This is a genomic window from Pseudoxanthomonas sp. SGNA-20 (assembly GCF_003931635.1).
GTDB lineage: Bacteria > Pseudomonadota > Gammaproteobacteria > Xanthomonadales > Xanthomonadaceae > Pseudoxanthomonas.
Map to the genome: position 1 here is coordinate 1,140,184 of NZ_RRYK01000001.1, position 18,452 is coordinate 1,158,635.

Genomic DNA, 18,452 nt, shown 5'->3' on the forward strand with positions numbered 1-18,452 from the left:
GCCAGCGCCGGCCGCCGTCTCGCCTGTTGCGATGGCGCTGCGGCAAGATGGCCGGATGCCCGAGCACCATCCCGACGCCTGCCCCGACTTCCGGCTGTACCACTCCAACTCGCTGGAGATCCTGGCGGGGATCCTGGCCAGGGTGCTGCGCGAGCCGGCGCCCGGCCAGCCGCTGCTGGCGCCGGAGGTGGTGCTGATCCCGCAGGTGGCGATGCGCCGCTGGCTGCAGGCCACCCTGGCCGCCGAGCACGGCGTGGCCGCCAACATCCAGTTCCTCACCCCGGGCGAGTTCGTGGGCCAGGCGCTGGCCGCCAACCTGCCCACCGACCCGGACGGCGACGAGCTCGACGCCGAGACCCTGCGCTGGCACCTGTACGCCGCCCTGTGCGACCACGCCCTGCTGCGGCAGCCGGCCATGGCCCAGATCGCCGCCCACGTCGAAGGGGACGACCCGCTGCGCGCCTGGGCGCTGGCCGGCGAGCTGGCCAACGTGTTCAACAAGTACCAGGCCTGGCGCCGCGAGTGGCTGCTGCGCTGGGAGGACGGCGCCGACCCGGACGACCCGCAGGCCATCCTCTGGCGCCGCGTGGCCCGCGGCCGCCCGCACCGCGCGCGCCGCATCCAGCAGTACCTGGAGCGCTACGCGCCGGCCGGCGGCCCGTTGCCGCAGGGCCTGCCGCCGCGGCTGTCGGCCTTCGCCACGCTCAACGTCTCGCCCGACGTGCTGCGGGTGATCGCCACCCAGGCCCGGGTCGGCACCCTGCACCTGTTCGTGCCCTCGCCGGTGGCCGACTACTGGGGCGACCTGCAGCGCCTGCGCCGCGGCGAGCCGCGCGCCGAGGCGGAGGAGAACCGCCTGCTGCAGCTGTGGGGCGCGGCCGGCGCCGACTTCATGGCCCTGGTCGGCGGCTACGAGGTGGTCCATGCCTCGGCCGAGTTCGAGGTCCACGCCGACCCCGGCGAGGGCGGCGGCGCGCTGCGCGACAGCCTGCTGCGCCGGCTGCAGTCGGACATCTTCCACCGCCGCCCGCGGCCGGGCGCGCCGCTGCGCGCGGAAGTGGACCGCACCGACCCCAGCCTGCAGCTGCACGCCTGCCACACCCGCCTGCGCGAGCTGCAGGTGCTGGCCGACCAGCTGCGCGGGCTGTTCGACGACCCGCGCTTCGATCCGCCGCTGCAGCCGCGCGAGGTCGCGGTGCTGGCGCCGGACATCGATCCCTACCTGCCCTACCTGGAGGCGGTGTTCGGCCGCCGCGGCGAGGCGGACGCCATCCCCTACGCCCTGGCCGATGCCAGCCCGCTGGCCAACGAACCGTTGGCTGGGGTGTTCCTGCGCCTGCTGGCGCTGCCGGTGTCGCGCTTCGGCCTGCACGAGGTACTGGACCTGCTGGCCAGCCCGGCGGTGGCCGAGGCCAATGGCCTGGACGCCCCGGCACTGGACCGCCTGCGCGCCTGGCTGGACGCGGCCGGCGCGCGCTGGGGCCTGGACGCCGCCCACCGCGCGCGCCTGGATGCGCCGGAGGACGACGCCTACACCTGGGCCTTCGCCCTGGACCGCCTGCTGCTGGGCCACGCTTCCGGCAGCGACGCGCCGATCGAACTGGACGACGGCCGCGTGGTGGCGCCGCTGCCGGACCTGGAAGGCAGCGCGCTGGAGGCGCTGGACACCCTGCTGCGGCTGCTGCGGGTGCTGGAACGCAACGCCGGCGCGCTGGCCGGGGCGATGCCGCCGGCGCAGTGGCGCGAACGCCTGCTGGACCTGCTCAAGGCGCTGCTGCCGCGGCCGCCGGCCAGCCCGGCCACCCAGCGCGCGCTGGATCGCCTGCGCAGCCTGGTCGACGCCTTCGCCGACACCGCGCGCCGTGCCGGCTACGAGGCGCCGGTGCCGGCCGAGGCGGTGCGCGCCCACTTCGCCGCCGTCCTGGCCGAAGCCGATACCCGCGCCCCGCTGCTGACCGGCGGCGTCAGCGTCGCGCGCATGGTGCCGATGCGCCTGCTGCCGTTCCGGGTGATCTGCGTGCTGGGCATGAACGACGGCGAGTTCCCGCGCCGCGACCCGGCCGCCGGCCTCAACCGCCTGACCGCCGAGCTGGGCACCGGGAAGCGCCGGGTCGGCGACCGCTCCACCCGCGAGGACGACCGCTTCCTGTTCCTGCAGCTGCTGGCCGCCGCCCAGGACGTGTTCTACGTCAGCTGGATCGGCGCCGACCCGCGCGACGGCAGCGAGCGCGAGCCCTCGGTGCTGGTGTCCGAGCTGCTGGAAGCGGCGGTGGAACAGCACGCGCATCCGCCGGGCGAGACCGCCGGCCTGGCGGATGCGCTGGTGGTGCGGCATCCGCTGCAGCCGTTCGCCGCGGCCGCGTTCGGCGCCGGCGGCGAGCCGCGCCGCTTCTCCTACCGCCGCGACTGGCGCGAGGCCGCGGCGCAGCCGGCCGCGCGCCGCAGCGTGCTGGGCCCGTGGTTCCAGGGCCAGGCCCTGCCGCCACCCCCGGATCCGGACGAGCCGGGCGAGCCGGTGCTGCCGCTGGAGGCGCTGCGCCGGTTCCTGCTCAACCCGGCGCGCGAGTTCCTGGCGCGGGTGCGCGTGCGCCTGCCGGAGCTGGAGGAGCACGGCGACGACGTCGAACCGCTGGCCGCGCCGGAAAGCGCGCTGGACCGCAGCCGCATGCAGCGGGCGGTGTTCGAGGCCGCCCTGCGCGGCGAGGAACCGCGGCGCATGCACGCCCTGCTGCGCGCGCGTGGCCTGCTGCCCTCCGGCGAACCGGGGCGGCGCCTGCTGGAACGCCAGGTGGGCGAACTGCAGCCCTGGCTGGAAGCCTTCGCCGGCTGGCGTGGCGACGCCGGTCCGCGGTCGCTGGTGGCCGAGGTGGTGGTCGACGGCGTGCGCCTGCGCGGCCGCATCGACGACGTCTACCCGCAGGGCATCGCCCGGGTGCGCCTGGGCAGGCCCGGCGGCCCGGCCACCATCCGCCACGGCCTGGACTGGCTGCTGGCGCGCGCCGCCGGCCTGCCGCTGGAACTGGTTGAGTTCCACGAGCTCAGGCTCGAGGACGGCGTGCGCCATGGCCCGTTCCCGCGCCCGCCGCTGGCGCCGGAGCAGGCGCGCGCGGTGCTGGCCGCGCTGCTGCGCCTGCGCGCGGCCGGCCTGTGCGAGCCGCTGCCGTTTGCCCCGTACAGCGGCTGGGAGATCTACCAGGGCCAGGGCGACTACCCCCGCAGCGTGCCCAGGGCGCGCACCTGCTGGCATGGCGGCGGACCGCGTCCGCCCGAGTCGGCCGATCCGGCGCTGCGCCTGGCCTTGCGCGGCCACGATCCGTTCGCCGACCCGGCCCTGCTGCACCGCTTCGTCGAGACCGCCGAGGCGGTGTACACCGCGGTGGCCGACGGCCGCCTGGCGCCGGGCGTGGACCCGGACCTGCTGTTCGGCCTGGCCGGGGTGCACGACGCGGAGGACGCGGCATGAGCGGCGCCCGCGATCCGTTCCTGGAGCTGGACCTGCACGGCGTGCGCTCGATCGAGGCCTCCGCCGGCACCGGCAAGACCTTCACCCTGGCCACCCTGGTGGTGCGCCTGGTGCTGGAGCGCGCGCTGCCGGTGGAGAAGATCCTCGCGGTCACCTTCACCGAGGCCGCCACCCAGGAGCTGCGCGCCCGCGTGCGCCGGCGCCTGGTGCTGGCCGCGGACGTGGCCGCCGGCGTGGTGCCCGGCACCGGTTCGGCCGATGCCGAACTGACCGCGCGCCTGCTGCAAGCCCACCTGGCCCGTAGCGGCGAGGACGCCGCCGCGGTCGCGCGGCGCCTGCGCGCGGCCGCCGACGGCATCGACCAGGCCGCGGTGTTCACCATCCACGGCTTCTGCGCCCGGGTGCTGCGCGAGCACGCGCTGGAAAGCGGCCAGGGCTTCGAGCCGCCGGAGCTGTTGGCCAACGACCAAGGCCTGCGTGAGGCGGTGGCCGCCGACCTGTGGCGTGCCCACGCCACCGATGCGGCAACCGCCGCCGACCTGGAAGAACTGTGGCGCGGTGGCCCGAAGGCGCTGGCCGCCGACCTGCCGGCGCTGGCGCGGCAGCCGCGCCTGCGCCCGCAGCCGCCGGACCCGGCGCAGCCGGATCCGCAACCACGGCTGGAGGCGGCCGCACGCGCGCTGCTGGAGGCCGGCCTGGCCCATGGCGACGAACTGCGCGAGGCGCTGCTGGCCGCGGTGGCGGGCAAGGTGCTCAACAACAACAGCTACCGCGCGGCCTGGATCGGCGAACTGTTCGACCAGCTGCGGCGCTGGTGCCAGGCCGGCCGCCCGGAGGTGCCGTTCCACCACGACAAGCTGGGCCAGCTGCAGCGCGCCACCCTGCTCAAGTGCACCAGCAAGGCCGGTGCCGGCAAGACCCCCGATTCGCCGCTGTGCGACGCGGTGCAGGCCTATGCCGAAGCCATGGAGGCGGTCGAGGCCTGGCGCGAGGCGCGCCGGGTGGCCCTGCTGCACCGCCTGCGCACGGACGCGCGACGCAGGCTGGCCACGCTCAAGCGCCAGCTGCGGGTGCAGACCTACGACGACCTGATCGACGGCGTCGCCGCCGCGCTCGACGGCGCCCACGGCGAGGCCCTGGCCCGGCGCCTGCGCGAGCAGTACGCGATCGCCCTGGTCGACGAGTTCCAGGACACCGACCCGCGCCAATGGCGGATCTTCGACCGCGTGTTCGGTGCCGCCAGCGGCGAGCCGGCGCTGTTCCTGATCGGCGATCCCAAGCAGGCGATCTACCGCTTCCGCGGCGGCGACGTGGAAACCTACCTGGCCGCCTGCGCCACCGCCGAGGCCGCGCCGGCGCTGGACCGCAACTTCCGCTCGCGGCCGAGCGTGCTGGCCGCGATCGAGGCGCTGTACGCGCAGGCCGGCGCCGCCGCCTTCGCCGATCCGCGCATCGCCTTCCACCCGGTGCAGCCGGGCGGGCGCCGCGGCGACGGCGACTTCCTGCGCGACGGCAGTCCGGCCCCGGCCCTGACGGTGTGGCAGGCCCCGCCGCCGCCGGTCGACGCCAAGGGCAAGCGCAAGCCCTGGCCGGCCGGGCGCTCGCGCGAACTGGCCACCGATGCCTGCGTGGCGGCGATCCATGCCGTGCTCAGCGATGCCCGCGCCGGCCGCGCCAGCATCGACGGCCGCCCGGTGCGGCCGGGCGACATCGCGGTGCTGGTGCGCAAGCACCGCGAGGCGACGCAGATCCGCCAGGCCCTGGCCGCGGTCGGCATCCCCGCGGTGGCCGCCGGCAGCCAGAGCCTGTTCGAGACCGGCGAGGCGCTGGAGGTGCTGGTGCTGCTGCAGGCGCTGCTGCACGGCGACGACGACGCCCGCCTGCGCGCCGCCCTGGCCACCGTGCTGGTCGGCCAGGACGCGCACCACGTTGCCGCCCTGGATGGCGACGGCGAGGCCATGCGCCAGTGGCGCCACGCCGCGCTGGGCTGGCGCGAGCGCCTGGACCAGGGCGGCCCGCTGGCCCTGCTGGGCGAACTGTGCGCGGCCCAGGCCACCCGCCTGCTGGCCCTGGTCGACGGCGAACGCCGCCTGACCAACTACCTGCAGCTGGCCGAGCAGCTGCAGGAAGCGCAGCGCCAGGCGCTGGGCCTGCACGGCCTGGTCGACTGGCTGGAACGGGCCATCGCCCAGGCCAGCAGCAACGACGAGACCCAGCTGCTGCGCCTGGAGTCGGACGCGCACCGGGTGCAGATCGTGACCCTGCACAAGAGCAAGGGCCTGGAGTACCCGCTGGTGTTCCTGCCGTTCGTCGGCATCGGCGCCAGGCCGGACACGCCCTCGCGCTGCGTGGTGGTGCACGACGCCGAGGGCCCGCTGCTGCAGTGGCGCCTGCAGGAGCAGGCCAGCGGCTGGGGTGATGCGGTCGCGCGCCACCAGGAAGCCTGCAGGGCCGAGGACGCGCGCCTGCTGTACGTGGGCCTGACCCGCGCGCGCGACGCGCTGTGGCTGGCCAGCGGCGAGTTCTACAACCACCACGCCACCCCCCTGTGGCCGATGCTGCGCGATCCGCAGGTGCTGGCCGCCGCCCTGCCCGGCTCCATCGTGCTCGATGCCACCCCGCCGCCGGCCAGCCTGCCGTGGCTGCCGGCCGAGGCCGAGGGCGAGGTGCCGCCGGCGCGCACGCCCGGCCGCTCCCTGGCCAGCGACTGGTGGGTGTACAGCTTCACCCAGCTGGCCCGCGCCGACGGCGCCGGCGACACCTCCAGCGCCGCTACCCAGCCGCCGCCCGGCGGCCGCGACGAACCCGCCGCGCCCGAGGCCGAGGCCCCGGCCGACGAGGGCCACGATCCGCGCTTTGCCGGCTCGCGCTTCGGCGTGGTCCTGCACGAGGTGCTCGAGTACGCCGACTTCGCCGCCTGGCGCGACTGGCGCCCGGGCGATCCGGCCCCGCCCGGCGAGGAGGCGCGCATTGTCCGCGCGCTGCGCAATGCCGGCTATGCCGAGGCCGAGCTGGACGACGGCATCGCCCTGCTGGCCAGCCTCGCCGGCCACACCCTGACCGTGCCGCTGCCGGAGGGCGTGCGCCTGGCCGAGTTGCCGGAGGCGCAGCGGCGCGCGGAGATCGAGTTCCAGTTCGCCCTGGCCCCGACCCGCAGCGAGCAGCTGCTGGCCCTGCTCCACCGCCACGGCCTGCTGCGCGGGCGCAGCGGCTTCGGCGGCCGGCGCACGCTCGAGGGCCTGATGACCGGCCTGATCGACCTGACCTACCTGCACGACGGACGCTGGTACGTGCTCGACTACAAGTCCAACCGCCTGCGCGGCTACGGCCCGGCGCAGATGGCCGAGGCCATGGAACACAGCGAATACCCGCTGCAGGCGCTGATCTACACCGTGGCCCTGCACCGCTGGCTGCGCTTCCGCCTGGGCGGGGCCTATGACTACGCGTGCGACTTCGGCGGCGTGCGCTACCTGTTCTGCCGCGGCCTGGACGCGGCCGCCGCGGCACCCGACGGTAGCCGCCCGGGCGTGCAGGCCTGGCGCTTCGAGCCAGCACTGGTGGAGGCGGTGGACGCGCTGTTTGCCGGCCGCGAGCCGGCGGGAGCGGCGGCATGAGCCTGCTCGAGCGCCTGCGCAGCGAGGGCCACCTGCGCACCCTGGACCACGCCCTGGCCGTGGGCCTGCGCCGGCTCGACCCGGGCACCGCGGACGAGGTCGTGCTGGCTGCGGCCCTGGCCTCGCTGGCGGTGTCCGCCGGCCACGCCGGCTTCCGCATCGACCAGCCGCGCGCCCTGCTCGACCTGGACCTGGACTGGCCGGACCCGGCGCAGTGGCAGCGCGCGCTGCAGGCCTCGCGCTGGGTGGCCTGCCCCGGCGCGCGTGCGGACGAAGCCCCCGGCGCGGCGCCGCTGGTGCTGGAGCACGGCCTGCTCTACCTGCGCCGCTACCGCGAGTACGAGCGCCGCCTGGCCGCGGGCCTGCAGCGGCTGGGCAGCGGCGCCGCAGAGCCGGAAGGCATCGCCGCCCTGGCGCCGCTGTTCGCGCGGCTGTTCCCGCAGGCGGCCGGCGGCGGCGACCACCAGGCGCGCGCCGCCGCGGTTGCCCTGCTCCACCGCCTGCTGCTGGTCACCGGCGGCCCCGGCACCGGCAAGACCACCACCATCGCCCGCCTGCTGGTGCTGCTGGCCGCGCGCGCCGCCGCCGCCGGCCAGCCGGCGCCGCGCATCGCCCTGGCCGCGCCCACCGGCCGCGCCGCCGAGCGCATGGCCGAGAGCCTGCGCCGCGCCGCGCGGCTGCTGGCCGAGCAGGGCATCGAACCGGAGCTGCTGGCGCCGCTGGCCACCGGCGGCCGCACCCTGCACCGCCTGCTCGGCACCATCCCCGACTCCCCGCGCTTCCGCCACGACGCCGCCAACCCGCTGGACGTGGACATCGTGGTGGTGGACGAGGCCTCGATGATCGACCTGCCGCTGATGGCCAAGCTGGTGGAAGCGGTGCCCGACGGCGCGCGCCTGGTGCTGCTGGGCGACCCCGACCAGCTGCCCTCGGTGGAGGCCGGCGACGTGCTCAGCGGCATCCTCGCCGCCGCCGGCGACGGCATGCGCCTGGCCGCCGCCGACGCGGGCGCGCTGCAGCCGCTGCTGGGCGAGGTCGACCCGGCCGCGATCGCACCCGATGCCGCCGTGCCCTTCCCTGCCCGCCACGTGCACCTGGTGCGCGGCTGGCGCCAGTCGGCCGCGCTGGACCTGGCGCCGCTGGCCGCCGCGGTGCGCAGCGGCGACGGCGAACGCGCGCTGGCGCTGCTGCGCGAGGGCAGGCTCGACGGCGTGCACTACCACGCCGACGCCGCCGACCTGCTGCAGGACCCGGCCCGGCGCGAGCACTTCCTCGCCCACTGGACCGCCCTGGCCCAGGCGCCCACGCCCGCCGAGGCCCTGGCCCTGGCCGGACGCCTGCGCATCCTCACCGCGGTGCGCGAAGGCCCGCAGGGCGCGCGCGGGCTCAACACCCGGATCGAGGCGTTGCTGGCCGAGCGCCTGGCCCAGCAGCAGCCGCGCACGCGCAGCGACGGTTTCTTCCACGGCCGCCTGCTGCTGGTCACCGAGAACCACTACCGCCACGGCCTGTTCAACGGCGACATCGGCATCTGCCTGCGCGACGACCGCGGCCAGCTGATGGCCTGGTTCCCGGGCGCCACGCCCGACGCTCCGCGCGCGTTCCATCCGGCCACCCTGCCCGCCCACGACAGCGCCTTCGCCATGACCGTGCACAAGGCCCAGGGCTCGGAGTTCGACGAGGTGTGGCTGGTGCTGCCGGGCAAGGACAGCCGCGTGCTCTCGCGCGAACTGGTCTACACCGGCCTGACCCGCGCCCGCGATGCGCTGCACCTGTGCGCCGACCCGGCGATCCTGGCCCTGGCGCTGTCGCGCCACGTCAGCCGCGTGTCCGGGCTGGCCTGGCGCCTGGGCGCCGGGGACTGAACGCGGCGCGCCCCAGGCGCGGCGGCGTGCCATCGCCCGGCGCGTCCTGATCCGGCCTGCACGCGCCACGTGCTGGCATGGGCGCGTGCCCGGGCGGCGGGCGTGCGAGGAGACGGCCATGAAGCCATACCGCGGCAACGACGGGGATTCGGGCGTGGACGCCTACGAATGCGGGCCCGGCTGGATCGAGGTGCGGTTCCGCCGCGGCGGCACCTACCGCTACGACGCGCGCCACCCCGGCAGCGAACACGTGCTGGAGATGCAGCGCCTGGCCGAGGCCGGCGACGGGCTCAACACCTATATCAACCAGTTCGTGCGCGACGACTTCGCGGTCCGCCAGTCGCTGGACCCCTGAGCGGCGGCCCCATTGCGCAGCCCCCGGGACTGGAGGAACATCTGTGAGCTACGTCACGGATATGCCCCGGCCGGGGCGACGCATAGCGATCAGGGGGAGATCGTCCATGGAACGCCTGTCCAAGCTGCTGTGCCTGCTGGGGATCCATCGCTACACCAAGCCGACGCATGACGGTGGCCTACGCTGCCGTTGCCGCCGGGTCCGCTACCAGCTGCGCTAGGACGCGCTGCCGCCGCTTCCGCGGCGCGGGCAAATTGAGACAAAGCCGATTCCGTGACGCAGCGGCGGACGCGATGCTCGTCCCATGCACGGCGGTCACCCGTCACGGTCCGGTGGGCCGGGCGGGAGCGTGGCCGGGCGTGCGCCAGGGGATCGCAGCCATGTTGCGCCTGATCTCGACGGTACTTTGCCTGCTGGGTTTCCATCGCTACGAGCTGCCGACCCGCGACGGCGGGATGCGCTGCCGTTGCCGGCGCGTGCGCTACCTGCTGCTTTGACGGCGGCACGCGCGTAGCGGGATCCAGCCGTGGGCGGGGAAGGCCATTGCCGGCGCCCGGCGCCGGCAGGGGCCTTTGCACGCACGCCCATGCGCGCCAGTCACGCCGCAGCCTCAGCGCAACAGTTCCGCCAGCGCCCAGGTGTCGAGGAAGGCGATCACGCGCACGATCCGGCCTTCGCGCAGCTGCATGTGCCAGGCATAGCGGTTGCGGTAGGTCCCGCCATCGCGGGTGGTGGCCTGGCCGGACCAGACCACCACCACCATGTCGTCCTGCGCCAGCACCTGTTCCACCGTCGGCACGATCGGCGTGGCCAGGCGCGCGCCGATCGGCGCCACCGCCTGTTCCAGGAACTGCGCGCGCGAGCGGTACACGCCGGAAACCGGGCTGGTGCCGGCCACGGTCCATTCCACGTCCTCGTGCAGCAGGTCGAACACGCTGCCGCGGCCGTCGCGCCAGGCGGCAAAGGCCTCGCGCACCCGCGCGGCATTGGCCGCCGCATCGGAGGCGGGGGGATCGGCCACCGGCGCGGCGGCGGCGGGCACGGCGGACGCCAGGGCAAGCGCGCAGCCGATGGCCAGGCGCCAGGGCAGGGAGCGGATGGGCATGGGGATCCTCCTGTGCATGCATGCTCAGGCCGGGTGCGCCACCGGGCGCACGACGATGTCGCTGGTGTCCACGTCCTCCGGCTGGGCGATGGCGTGGGCAATGGCGTTGGCGATCGCCTCGGGCCGGAGCGCGACCTTGCGGAACTCGGCCATGGCGCGGGCCGCGTCCGCATCGGTGATGGTCGCGGCCAGCTCCGACTCGACCACGCCCGGATAGACGCAGGTGACGCGGATGCGGTCGTTCTCCTGGCGCAGGCCGTCGGAGATCGCGCGCACCGCGAACTTGGTGCCGCAGTACACCGCCGCGGTCGGCATCGCGTACAGCCCGCCGATCGAGGAAACGTTGATGACGTGGCCGCTGCCCTGCGCCTGCATGGTCGGCAGCACCGCGGCGATGCCGTACAGCACGCCGCGCACGTTGACGGCGAGCATGGCGTCCCACTCCTCGACCTTCAGCGCCGCCATCGGCGACAGCGGCATGATGCCGGCGTTGTTGACCAGTACGTCGATGCGGCCGAAGCGCTGCAGCGCGTGTTCGGCGAAGGCCTGCATGCTGGCGCGGTTGGCCACGTCCAGTTCGCGGGCGCTGGCGCTGCCGCCGGTGGCGGCGATCGCCTCGGCCAGCCGTTGCAGGCGGTCCAGGCGGCGCGCGCCCAGCACCACGCGCGCGCCACGCGCGGCGAGCACGCGCGCGGTGGCCTCGCCGATGCCGCTGCTGGCGCCGGTGACCAGCACCACCTTGCCGTGGATGTTGTCGTTCATGGCGGGAACTCCGGTTGGGGGTGTCAGTCCGCGCGGAAGGCGGAGGCGGCCGGCACCCGGCGCAGGACCATGCCGGCGTGGTACAGCACGCCGTCGATGAACTCGCCATCGGCGGCAAAGCCGGTGTCGTCCAGGTAGTCGATGTGGTTGCCGCGGATCGTGTAGCGGCCCTGGTAGGCGCTGCGGCGCAGGCCGCGGGCCTCGTCGTAGCGGCCGTCGGCGCGCAGTTCGTGGCGGATGTAGCCGTCGTCGCTCACCCACATCCCGACGTAGGGGTGGGGCACGGACGGGGCCGTGGAGGCGGACGCAGGGACGCGGTGGGAAGCGGGAGAGGGAGCAGGGGCCATGGGGATTCTCCGTCGGGGGGTGGAACCACCCTAGGCCGGCGCCAGTGTCCATGGAATTCCCCCGGAACTGGACGTGGTGGTTAGATTGGCTAACCAATCCCCCAGGAGCCCGCCATGCAGCCGGACCTCAACCTGTTGCACCTGTTCCGGGCGGTGGCCGAGTCGCGCAATTTCCGCGCCGCCGCCGACCGCCTGGGGGTGACCCGCTCGGCCGTCAGCCAGGGCGTGCGCCGGCTGGAGGATGCGCTGGGCGTGGCCCTGGTGCAGCGCTCCACCCGCAGCGTGCGCCTGACCGAGGCCGGCGAGCGCCTGCACGCCCAGGTGGCCGGGGCGTTGTCCACCCTGGCCACGGCGCTGGAGGAGGCCGGCGGCGACGCCAGTCCGCGCGGCGTGCTCAGGGTGGCGGTCGCCTCGATCGCCGAGCCGTTCCTGAACGGCCCGCTGGTGGCCTCGTTCGTGCAGGCCTACCCGCACATCACCCTGGACGTGACCGTGACCGACCAGGAGTTCGACATCGTCGCCGCCGGCTTCGATGCCGGCGTACGCCTGGGCGAGGTGATCGAGCAGGACATGGTCGCCGTGCCACTGGGCGGGCCGCAGCGCGAGCTGGCGGTGGCTGCCCCGTCCTACCTGGCCGCGCACGGCGTGCCGGTGCATCCGCGCGAGCTGGTGCGGCACCGCTGCATCGGCTGGCGCGCGCGCCCGGAGCTGGCGCCGTACCGCTGGGAGTTCGTCGAGGACGGGCGCCCGTTCGACGTGCAGGTCGAGCCGCAGCTGACCACCAACGACCTGTCGCTGATGATCCGCGCCGCGCTGGCCGGCGCCGGCATCACCTTCGCCCCGGAGGCCTGCTTCCGCCCCTGGCTGGAGCGCGGCGAACTGGTGCCGCTGCTGCGGGACTACCTGCCGCCGTTCCCCGGTTTCTACCTGTACTTTCCCGCCCGCCGCCACACCCCGCCGCGGCTGCGCGCGCTGGTGGACCACGTGAAGGCCGCCGCGACGCGGCGCGACCCAACCTAAGGCACCCGCGTACGCCCGCCCCGGCCACTATGCTGGGCGATCGCATCCGTGCGACCCCCGAATGGAGACTGCCTTGAAGAAGACCCTGCTTAGCGCCGCGACCCTGGTCGCCCTCGGCCTGGCCGCCACGGCCGGCGCCCATGACGCCCATGCCTGCCTGGACGACGCCTGCACCCTGCAGCTGTTGCAGCCGGCCGGCGACGCCGCCGGCGGTGGCGCGATCGAGACCCCGCGCTTCGGCAGCTGGGGCTTCGACGTGGCCGGCATGGACACCAGCGTGGCCCCGGGCAAGGACTTCTTCGCCTATGCCAGCGGCACCTGGGCCAAGAACACCCGGATCCCCGCCGACCAGTCCAGCTACGGCGCCTTCCGCGCCCTGCGCGACCTGTCCGAGGCGCGCGTGCACCAGCTGGTGGAGAGCTACAAGCTGGGCGACCCGGCCACCGGCGGCGACGCCGCCAAGATCGCCGCGGTCTACCACGGCTTCATGGACGAAGCGACGATCGAGAAGCTCGACGCCGCCCCGCTCAAGCCGCTGCTGGAGCGCGTGCGCAAGGCCGGCTCGCACCTGGAGATCGCGCGCCTGATGGCCGCGCGCGACACCTTCAACGCCACCCTGTTCGGGCTGTCGGTCAGCGACGACCAGCGCGACCCCGAGCACTACACCCTGTACATGAACCAGTCCGGCCTGGGCCTGGGCGACCGCGAGATGTACCTGCGCGACAACTTCGCCCCGCAGCGCGAGCGCTACCTGGCCTACATCGCCCAGCTGCTGGAGCTGGCCGGCTGGAAGGACCCGCAGGCCGCCGCGCAGTCGGTGCTGGCGTTCGAGACGAAGATCGCCGAGGCGCACTGGACCCGCGCCGAAAGCCGCGACCGCGACCGCACCTACAACCCGGTGCCGTTCGAGCGCTTCGACGCCTACGCCCCGGGCTTCCCCTGGGCCGAGTACTTCAAGGCCGCCGGCGTGGACCACGGCAGCGTGGCCGTGGTGCGCCAGGGCACCGCCATCCCGAAGATGGCCAAGGTCTTCGCCGACACCGACGTGGCCACCCTGCAGGCCTGGCAGGCGTTCCACGCCGTCGACGGCGCCGCGCCGCTGCTGTCCAGCCGCTTCGCCAACGCCCACTTCGAGTTCCGCGACAAGTTCCTCAACGGCCAGCTCGAGCAGCGCGAGCGCTGGAAGCGCGCCGTGTCCCTGGTCGAGGCCAGCCTCGGCGAGGCCGTGGGCCGCGACTACGTGGAGCTGTACTTCACCCCGGACGCCAAGGCCAAGATGGACGCCCTGGTGGCCAACGTGAAGGCGGCCATGGCCGCGCGCCTGGACCAGCTGGAGTGGATGAGCCCGGCCACCAAGGCCGAGGCCCACGCCAAGCTCAAGGGCTTCGGCCTGAAGATCGGCCACCCGCCGAAGTGGCGTGACTACAGCGGCCTGCGCATCGCCAATGGCGACGTGGTCGGCAACGCGCTGCGCGCGCGCCAGTTCGAGTGGGACTACCGCCGCGCCCGTCTCGGCAAGACCGTGGACAAGGACGAGTGGGGCATGACCCCGCAGACCGTCAACGCCTACTACAACTCGGTCAAGAACGAGATCGTGTTCCCGGCCGCGATCCTGCAGCCGCCGTTCTTCGACCCGGACGCCGACCCGGCGGTGAACTACGGCGGCATCGGCGGCGTGATCGGCCACGAGATCATCCACGGCTTCGACGACCAGGGCCGCAAGTCCGACGGTGCCGGCGTGCTGCGCGACTGGTGGACCGCCGAGGACGCGGCCAAGTTCGAGGCCCAGGCCGCCAAGCTGGCCGCCCAGTACGAGGCCTACGAGTTCCCGCAGCTGCCGGGCCTGCACATCAACGGCCGCACCTCGATGGGCGAGAACATCGGCGACCTCGGCGGCCTGACCATCGCCCTGGAGGCCTACCGCCGCTCCCTCGGCGGCAAGCCGGCCCCGGTGATCGACGGCTTCACCGGCGAACAGCGCTTCTTCCTCGGCTGGGCCCAGGTCTGGCGCACCCTGTGGCGTGATGACGCCCTGCGCCAGCAGCTGGTCAACGGCACCCACTCCCCGGGCCACATCCGCGCCTTCGCCCCGCTGCGCAACATCGACGCCTGGTACGACGCCTTCGGCGTCAAGCAAGGCGACCCGCTGTACATCAAGCCGGAAGACCGCGTGCGGATCTGGTAAGCCAGGCCAGGCGCTGTAACCCCAAGGGCGGGGCCGCTTCGGCGGCCCCGTCCTCGTTCCGGCCCTGGGCGGACCCGCGGCGCGTGGGTCAGGCGGCCAGCTGGCGGCCCACGTTCTCGATCACAACGCGCACCTGCTCCACCATCGGTCCATTGCCATGGTGGGAGAGCTCCAGCTTGCGCAGCGCCCGGGTCATGGCCACGTACAGCAGGCGGACCTGCTGCTGCCGGCGTTCGCCGTCACTCTCTGGCGAAGCAAGCTCGCAGATCCCGGGAATGAACACCGTGTCGAACTCCAGGCCCTTGCTGGAGTGCATGGTCATGACCTTGATCGCCGGGTCGCCGCTGAACAGGTTGCGCCGGCGCTCGCCACTGGCAACCAGCACCGGCAGGCCGCGCTTGCGCAGTTGCCCGGCGACCAGTTCCGCCAGCCGGTTCGAATGGCACAGCACGGCGAAGTCGTCCGGGCTCGCGCCCTGCTCCAGGGCGTCGCCGATGCGCGCGGCGATCAAGTCCGCCTCGTTCCAGATGTTCCGCCCCCGCCAGAGCTCCGGCATCGGGCCGCGCCTGCCGGCGCTCTCGGGCGGGATCACCGGCACATGGTCGTCGTCGGTTTCCTGGGGGGCGAGCACTTCCTCGGCGAAGGCCTTGGCAACCGACAGCACCTCCAGGGTGTTGCGGTAGTTCAGGCGCAGGATCGTGGTCCGCCCGCGCGCCTGGATGCCCACGCTGGCGAAGCTGAACTTGCGCCGCCCGCCGTTGCCGTAAAGCGTCTGTGCGTCGTCGTAGAGCAGCAGCAGTGAGTTGGTCTCCGGGTCGACCATCTGCACCACCAGCTGCAGCCACTCCGGCGCGAAGTCGTGGCCCTCGTCAATCAGCACCGCGCCGTACTGCGCGCGTGGGATGGCCTTGGCCTGCACCGCCGCGATGACGGCTTCCACCAGCAAGGCGGCATAGCGGTCGGCGTTGTCCTGGTACGGAGGCGGGCGCACGCCATAGGTCTGCAGCTGCTCCTTGCACCAGCCGTGGAAATGCCGCACCGCCACGCGGTCGTGCACGGCGTGCGCGACCATCAGCTGCTCCAGGCGGCTGGCCAGGGTCTTGTTGAAGCACAGCACCAGCACCGGCTTGTGCAGCCGCCGCGCCAGCTCGACGCAGCGGTAGCCGAGGATCATGGTCTTGCCGGAGCCGGCCACGCCATGGATCACGCGGTGCCCGTCCCCGAGCGAGCGCGCCAGCTGTTCCTGCTGCAGGTCCATGATCCGGATGATGTCGGGGATCTCCACCGGCACCTCCTGCGGCTCGGCTGCCAGTGGCGGCAGCAGTTCGCCCTGCTGCTGGATGCGCAGCTGCGGGAACAGGTGCCAGCGCACGCGGTCGATCTGCGGCAGGGTCAGCTGGCAGGGGAACGGCATCATGAACATGTCCCACAGCCGCTTCTGGAACTCTTCCGGATCGACGCCCTCGGTCATCTCGTCCCGGCAGATCACGCTGGCCGCGCCGATGAAGGCATCCAGTTCCATCTGTTCGAACTGGTGGCGGGTGATGCCGGTCAGCACCACGCCGAATCCCCACGGCATGACCAGCTTGCCTTCGCGGCGATGGCCGGCCGGATGCAGCAATGCCGGGTCTGATTGCAGCAGGCGCTGGATCTCCATGGCGTAGTCGCGCGCCTGGCGCAGCGGATTGGGCTCGACCACGCGGCCGCGCTCGGTGTTGAGAACCACCCGGTCGCGGTCGATCTCGGCCAGGGACTCCTGCTTCCAGTCCTTGACCTCCAGCACCAGGATGCCGCGGTGCGGGTGGAGCACGACGAAGTCCGGATGCCTGTACCTGGGCCCGATCGGAACGTCGTACCAGCACAGGTAGTCTTCCTCGAGCTTGTCTTCCAGGCGCAGCGAGAAGCGCCGCTCGCCGGGCGTCATGCGCCCCGCGCAGGTCCCCCTGTTCGGAATCAGCGTAGCCAAGGCATCGGCCTCCCCTGGGACAGTTCCATGGCTGCGGATGAATATAGCGCTTGGCGGAAGCCTTCCCGGGGCAGGGACCCGGGACCGCCGCGGGACGGGATTTCTTTACGATTCCGTTTACGATCCGGAGCGGGGTTTTCCGGAAAAAGTCCAGCAGTATCAAATGCTTGGCAAAACGCGGGCTGGGGGTTTCTTTACGATTCGCCGCGGGCAGGGTGAAAGTCAACCGCTGCGGGACGCCCGTGGTCCCGCCGGGAGCCCCTGAGCCGACGGTTCGCGCCAGTCCCGCCTCAGCCCTGCTTGCCGTCCGCCGGGGCGGGGAACTCGAGGCTGACCGGCACCGCCAGCAGGTACTTGCTGCGGTACTGGCCGTTGAAGTTGTCCTCTTCCTTGACCACCACGCGGCTGGCCTTGTCGATCCAGAAGCGCTGGAAGGCGTCGCCGCCGGGGTTGCCGCTTTCGGTTTCCACCAGCCAGCAGTCGTAGCGGCGGCCGTCGGCACCGGCCAGGGTGCGCTCGCCGAGCACGGTGTAGTCCACGTCCAGCGGCGCGGGCATGCCCACGTCGAACAGGCGGATGCGCAGGGTGCCGCCCTTCTCGTAGGGCAGCAGCGGCAGCAGGGTCAGGTCGCTGTGCCAGTTCATCCACCAGCCGTCCTGCATGGCCTGGAAGCCGGCCTCCAGGCGCTGGCGCGCGGCCTCCGGCCATTCGCCCTCGGCGCGGCCCTCGCCCCGGGCGGGGACCACGTGGGAGGACATGCGCTGGCCGGAACGCACCCAGGTGGCGTCCTGGGAGAGGGTGGCGATGTCGGCCGCGGCGTGCACGGTGTGCACCGTGCCGTCGGGGTCCTCCCAGGCGTGGGTGATGACCCAGGCGGGCGTGCCGTCCACGGTCTGCCGCGAGACCGAGAAGTTGGCCAGCACCGGACGCTTGATGCCGCTGCCGGGTCCGGCGTGCATGTACACCAGGTAGCTCAGCTGCGCCGGGCGCAGGTGCTCCAGGTGCAGGTCGGAAGGTGTGACCCGGTACGGTTCGGCGGCGGAGGCGGGGAGGGCGGTAGCGGACAGGGCCAGGGCGAGGAACAGCAGCGGTCGCGTTACGGAGGCGCGCATACGGGAACGATCGGCTTTCCAGGGTGGGCGCATCCTGGCGCCGCCCGCCGCCGGAATGGAGTGCCGGAGGGCGGTATGACCACCGTCACGGGGGCGGGCCGCGGCTCCTGTCGCTACGGCGTGGCCGCGGCCAGGGTGGTGCGGCCGCGGCGTAGACCGGGTAAGGCCGCATCCGGGGATCCGGCCACGCATCTGCCCGATCCGGTCCGGCGTTGGATCCGCGGCGCGTGGCAGCACGCCACGCCTCGCCAGTGCCTTGCCCGGCTACGGAATTGCCATGGGGAGGGGCGGCATCAGGCAGAATGGCCGCCTCCCCCGCATGATCCGGATGGCCATGGACGTTGAAGCTGTAATGCGCGCCGCGCTGGTCGAAGCCGGCTACGGCCCCGATGCGGTGGGCTCGGCGCTGCCGCGGATCATGCGCATCCTGCAGGCCGAGGACGTGCGCCTGGAGGTCGGCCGCCCGCTGTCGCGCAAGGAGCGCGAGTACGTGCGCCTGCAGCTGGAGATCGGGCTGAGCGTTCCGGAGATCGTTGCCGCCCTCAAGCGCTGAGGGCGCGGGCGTTCCCGCGGTGATGCCACGACATGCGTGGCCCGGACAAGGCCGAAGGCCGCATCCGGGTTGGGTGCCGGGAACGCGCCATCGGCAATGCGCCGG

At 73.6% G+C, this 18,452-nt stretch carries 11 protein-coding genes and 1 pseudogene; 7 read left to right on the forward strand and 5 right to left on the reverse strand.

The features are described 5' to 3' along the window. The first annotated feature begins 55 nt into the window (after positions 1-55). The 4 genes from recC to EIM48_RS05135 all read left to right on the forward strand — a co-directional run bounded on the left by recC (position 56) and on the right by EIM48_RS05135 (position 9,297). Entirely contained in the window at positions 56-3,463 is a 3,408-nt protein-coding gene (recC, locus tag EIM48_RS05120) for an exodeoxyribonuclease V subunit gamma (RefSeq protein WP_233581630.1), read from the forward strand. Next, complete coding sequence (gene recB / locus EIM48_RS05125; RefSeq protein WP_125111191.1) at positions 3,460-7,077, forward strand: exodeoxyribonuclease V subunit beta; 3,618 nt, start codon at positions 3,460-3,462, stop codon at positions 7,075-7,077. The genes recC and recB overlap by 4 nt, the downstream gene beginning before the upstream one ends. Further along, complete coding sequence (gene recD, locus EIM48_RS05130) at positions 7,074-8,942, forward strand: exodeoxyribonuclease V subunit alpha (RefSeq protein WP_125111192.1); 1,869 nt, start codon at positions 7,074-7,076, stop codon at positions 8,940-8,942. Before recB ends, recD begins: the two co-directional genes overlap by 4 nt. Positions 8,943-9,060: 118 nt before the next feature. Then, the gene (locus tag EIM48_RS05135) at positions 9,061-9,297 is read left to right on the forward strand and encodes a hypothetical protein (protein ID WP_125111193.1); all 237 of its coding nucleotides are present in this window, start codon (positions 9,061-9,063) and stop codon (positions 9,295-9,297) included. 610 nt (positions 9,298-9,907) lie between these two features. Here EIM48_RS05135 and EIM48_RS05140 read toward each other — a convergent pair. From EIM48_RS05140 to EIM48_RS05150, 3 genes and pseudogenes are all read right to left on the reverse strand, one after another. Continuing rightward, positions 9,908-10,402 carry a nuclear transport factor 2 family protein gene (locus tag EIM48_RS05140; RefSeq protein WP_028915707.1) on the reverse strand — a complete coding sequence of 165 codons (495 nt, stop codon included), beginning with the start codon at positions 10,400-10,402 and terminating at the stop codon, positions 9,908-9,910. A 24-nt stretch (positions 10,403-10,426) separates the two neighbouring features. After that, complete coding sequence (locus tag EIM48_RS05145; protein WP_125111194.1) at positions 10,427-11,164, reverse strand: SDR family oxidoreductase; 738 nt, start codon at positions 11,162-11,164, stop codon at positions 10,427-10,429. Positions 11,165-11,187: 23 nt separating this feature from the next. Then, a pseudogene (locus EIM48_RS05150) lies at positions 11,188-11,442 on the reverse strand (Atu4866 domain-containing protein); the annotation flags it as partial. 183 nt (positions 11,443-11,625) lie between these two features. Here EIM48_RS05150 and EIM48_RS05155 point away from each other — a divergent pair. Further along, entirely contained in the window at positions 11,626-12,531 is a 906-nt protein-coding gene (locus EIM48_RS05155; RefSeq protein WP_125111195.1) for a LysR family transcriptional regulator, read from the forward strand. Positions 12,532-12,604: 73 nt separating this feature from the next. Next, positions 12,605-14,716, forward strand: coding sequence for a M13-type metalloendopeptidase (locus tag EIM48_RS05160; protein ID WP_026010470.1), 2,112 nt, complete (start codon positions 12,605-12,607; stop codon positions 14,714-14,716). Positions 14,717-14,804: 88 nt separating this feature from the next. On the opposite strand, the gene EIM48_RS05165 is transcribed toward EIM48_RS05160, so the two are convergent. After that, the gene (locus tag EIM48_RS05165; protein WP_125076442.1) at positions 14,805-16,640 is read right to left on the reverse strand and encodes a 3'-5' exonuclease; all 1,836 of its coding nucleotides are present in this window, start codon (positions 16,638-16,640) and stop codon (positions 14,805-14,807) included. Positions 16,641-16,972: 332 nt separating this feature from the next. Beyond that, positions 16,973-17,794, reverse strand: coding sequence for a hypothetical protein (locus tag EIM48_RS05170; protein ID WP_125111196.1), 822 nt, complete (start codon positions 17,792-17,794; stop codon positions 16,973-16,975). Between the two features lie 334 nt (positions 17,795-18,128). Here EIM48_RS05170 and EIM48_RS05175 point away from each other — a divergent pair, with 334 nt between their 5' ends. Next, entirely contained in the window at positions 18,129-18,347 is a 219-nt protein-coding gene (locus tag EIM48_RS05175) for a polyprenyl synthetase (protein WP_232211023.1), read from the forward strand. Positions 18,348-18,452: the final 105 nt, after the last annotated feature.

Excerpts from the sequence above, each read along its gene's own strand:
- recC (WP_233581630.1), top strand. The coding sequence starts at position 56 with ATGCCCGAGCACCATCCCGACGCCTGCCCCGACTTCCGGCTGTACCAC.
- recB (WP_125111191.1), top strand. The coding sequence starts at position 3,460 with ATGAGCGGCGCCCGCGATCCGTTCCTGGAGCTGGACCTGCACGGCGTG.
- recD (WP_125111192.1), top strand. The coding sequence starts at position 7,074 with ATGAGCCTGCTCGAGCGCCTGCGCAGCGAGGGCCACCTGCGCACCCTG.
- EIM48_RS05135 (WP_125111193.1), top strand. The coding sequence starts at position 9,061 with ATGAAGCCATACCGCGGCAACGACGGGGATTCGGGCGTGGACGCCTAC.
- EIM48_RS05140 (WP_028915707.1), bottom strand. The coding sequence starts at position 10,402 with ATGCCCATCCGCTCCCTGCCCTGGCGCCTGGCCATCGGCTGCGCGCTT.
- EIM48_RS05145 (WP_125111194.1), bottom strand. The coding sequence starts at position 11,164 with ATGAACGACAACATCCACGGCAAGGTGGTGCTGGTCACCGGCGCCAGC.
- EIM48_RS05155 (WP_125111195.1), top strand. The coding sequence starts at position 11,626 with ATGCAGCCGGACCTCAACCTGTTGCACCTGTTCCGGGCGGTGGCCGAG.
- EIM48_RS05165 (WP_125076442.1), bottom strand. The coding sequence starts at position 16,640 with ATGACGCCCGGCGAGCGGCGCTTCTCGCTGCGCCTGGAAGACAAGCTC.
- EIM48_RS05170 (WP_125111196.1), bottom strand. The coding sequence starts at position 17,794 with ATGCGCGCCTCCGTAACGCGACCGCTGCTGTTCCTCGCCCTGGCCCTG.
- EIM48_RS05175 (WP_232211023.1), top strand. The coding sequence starts at position 18,129 with ATGGACGTTGAAGCTGTAATGCGCGCCGCGCTGGTCGAAGCCGGCTAC.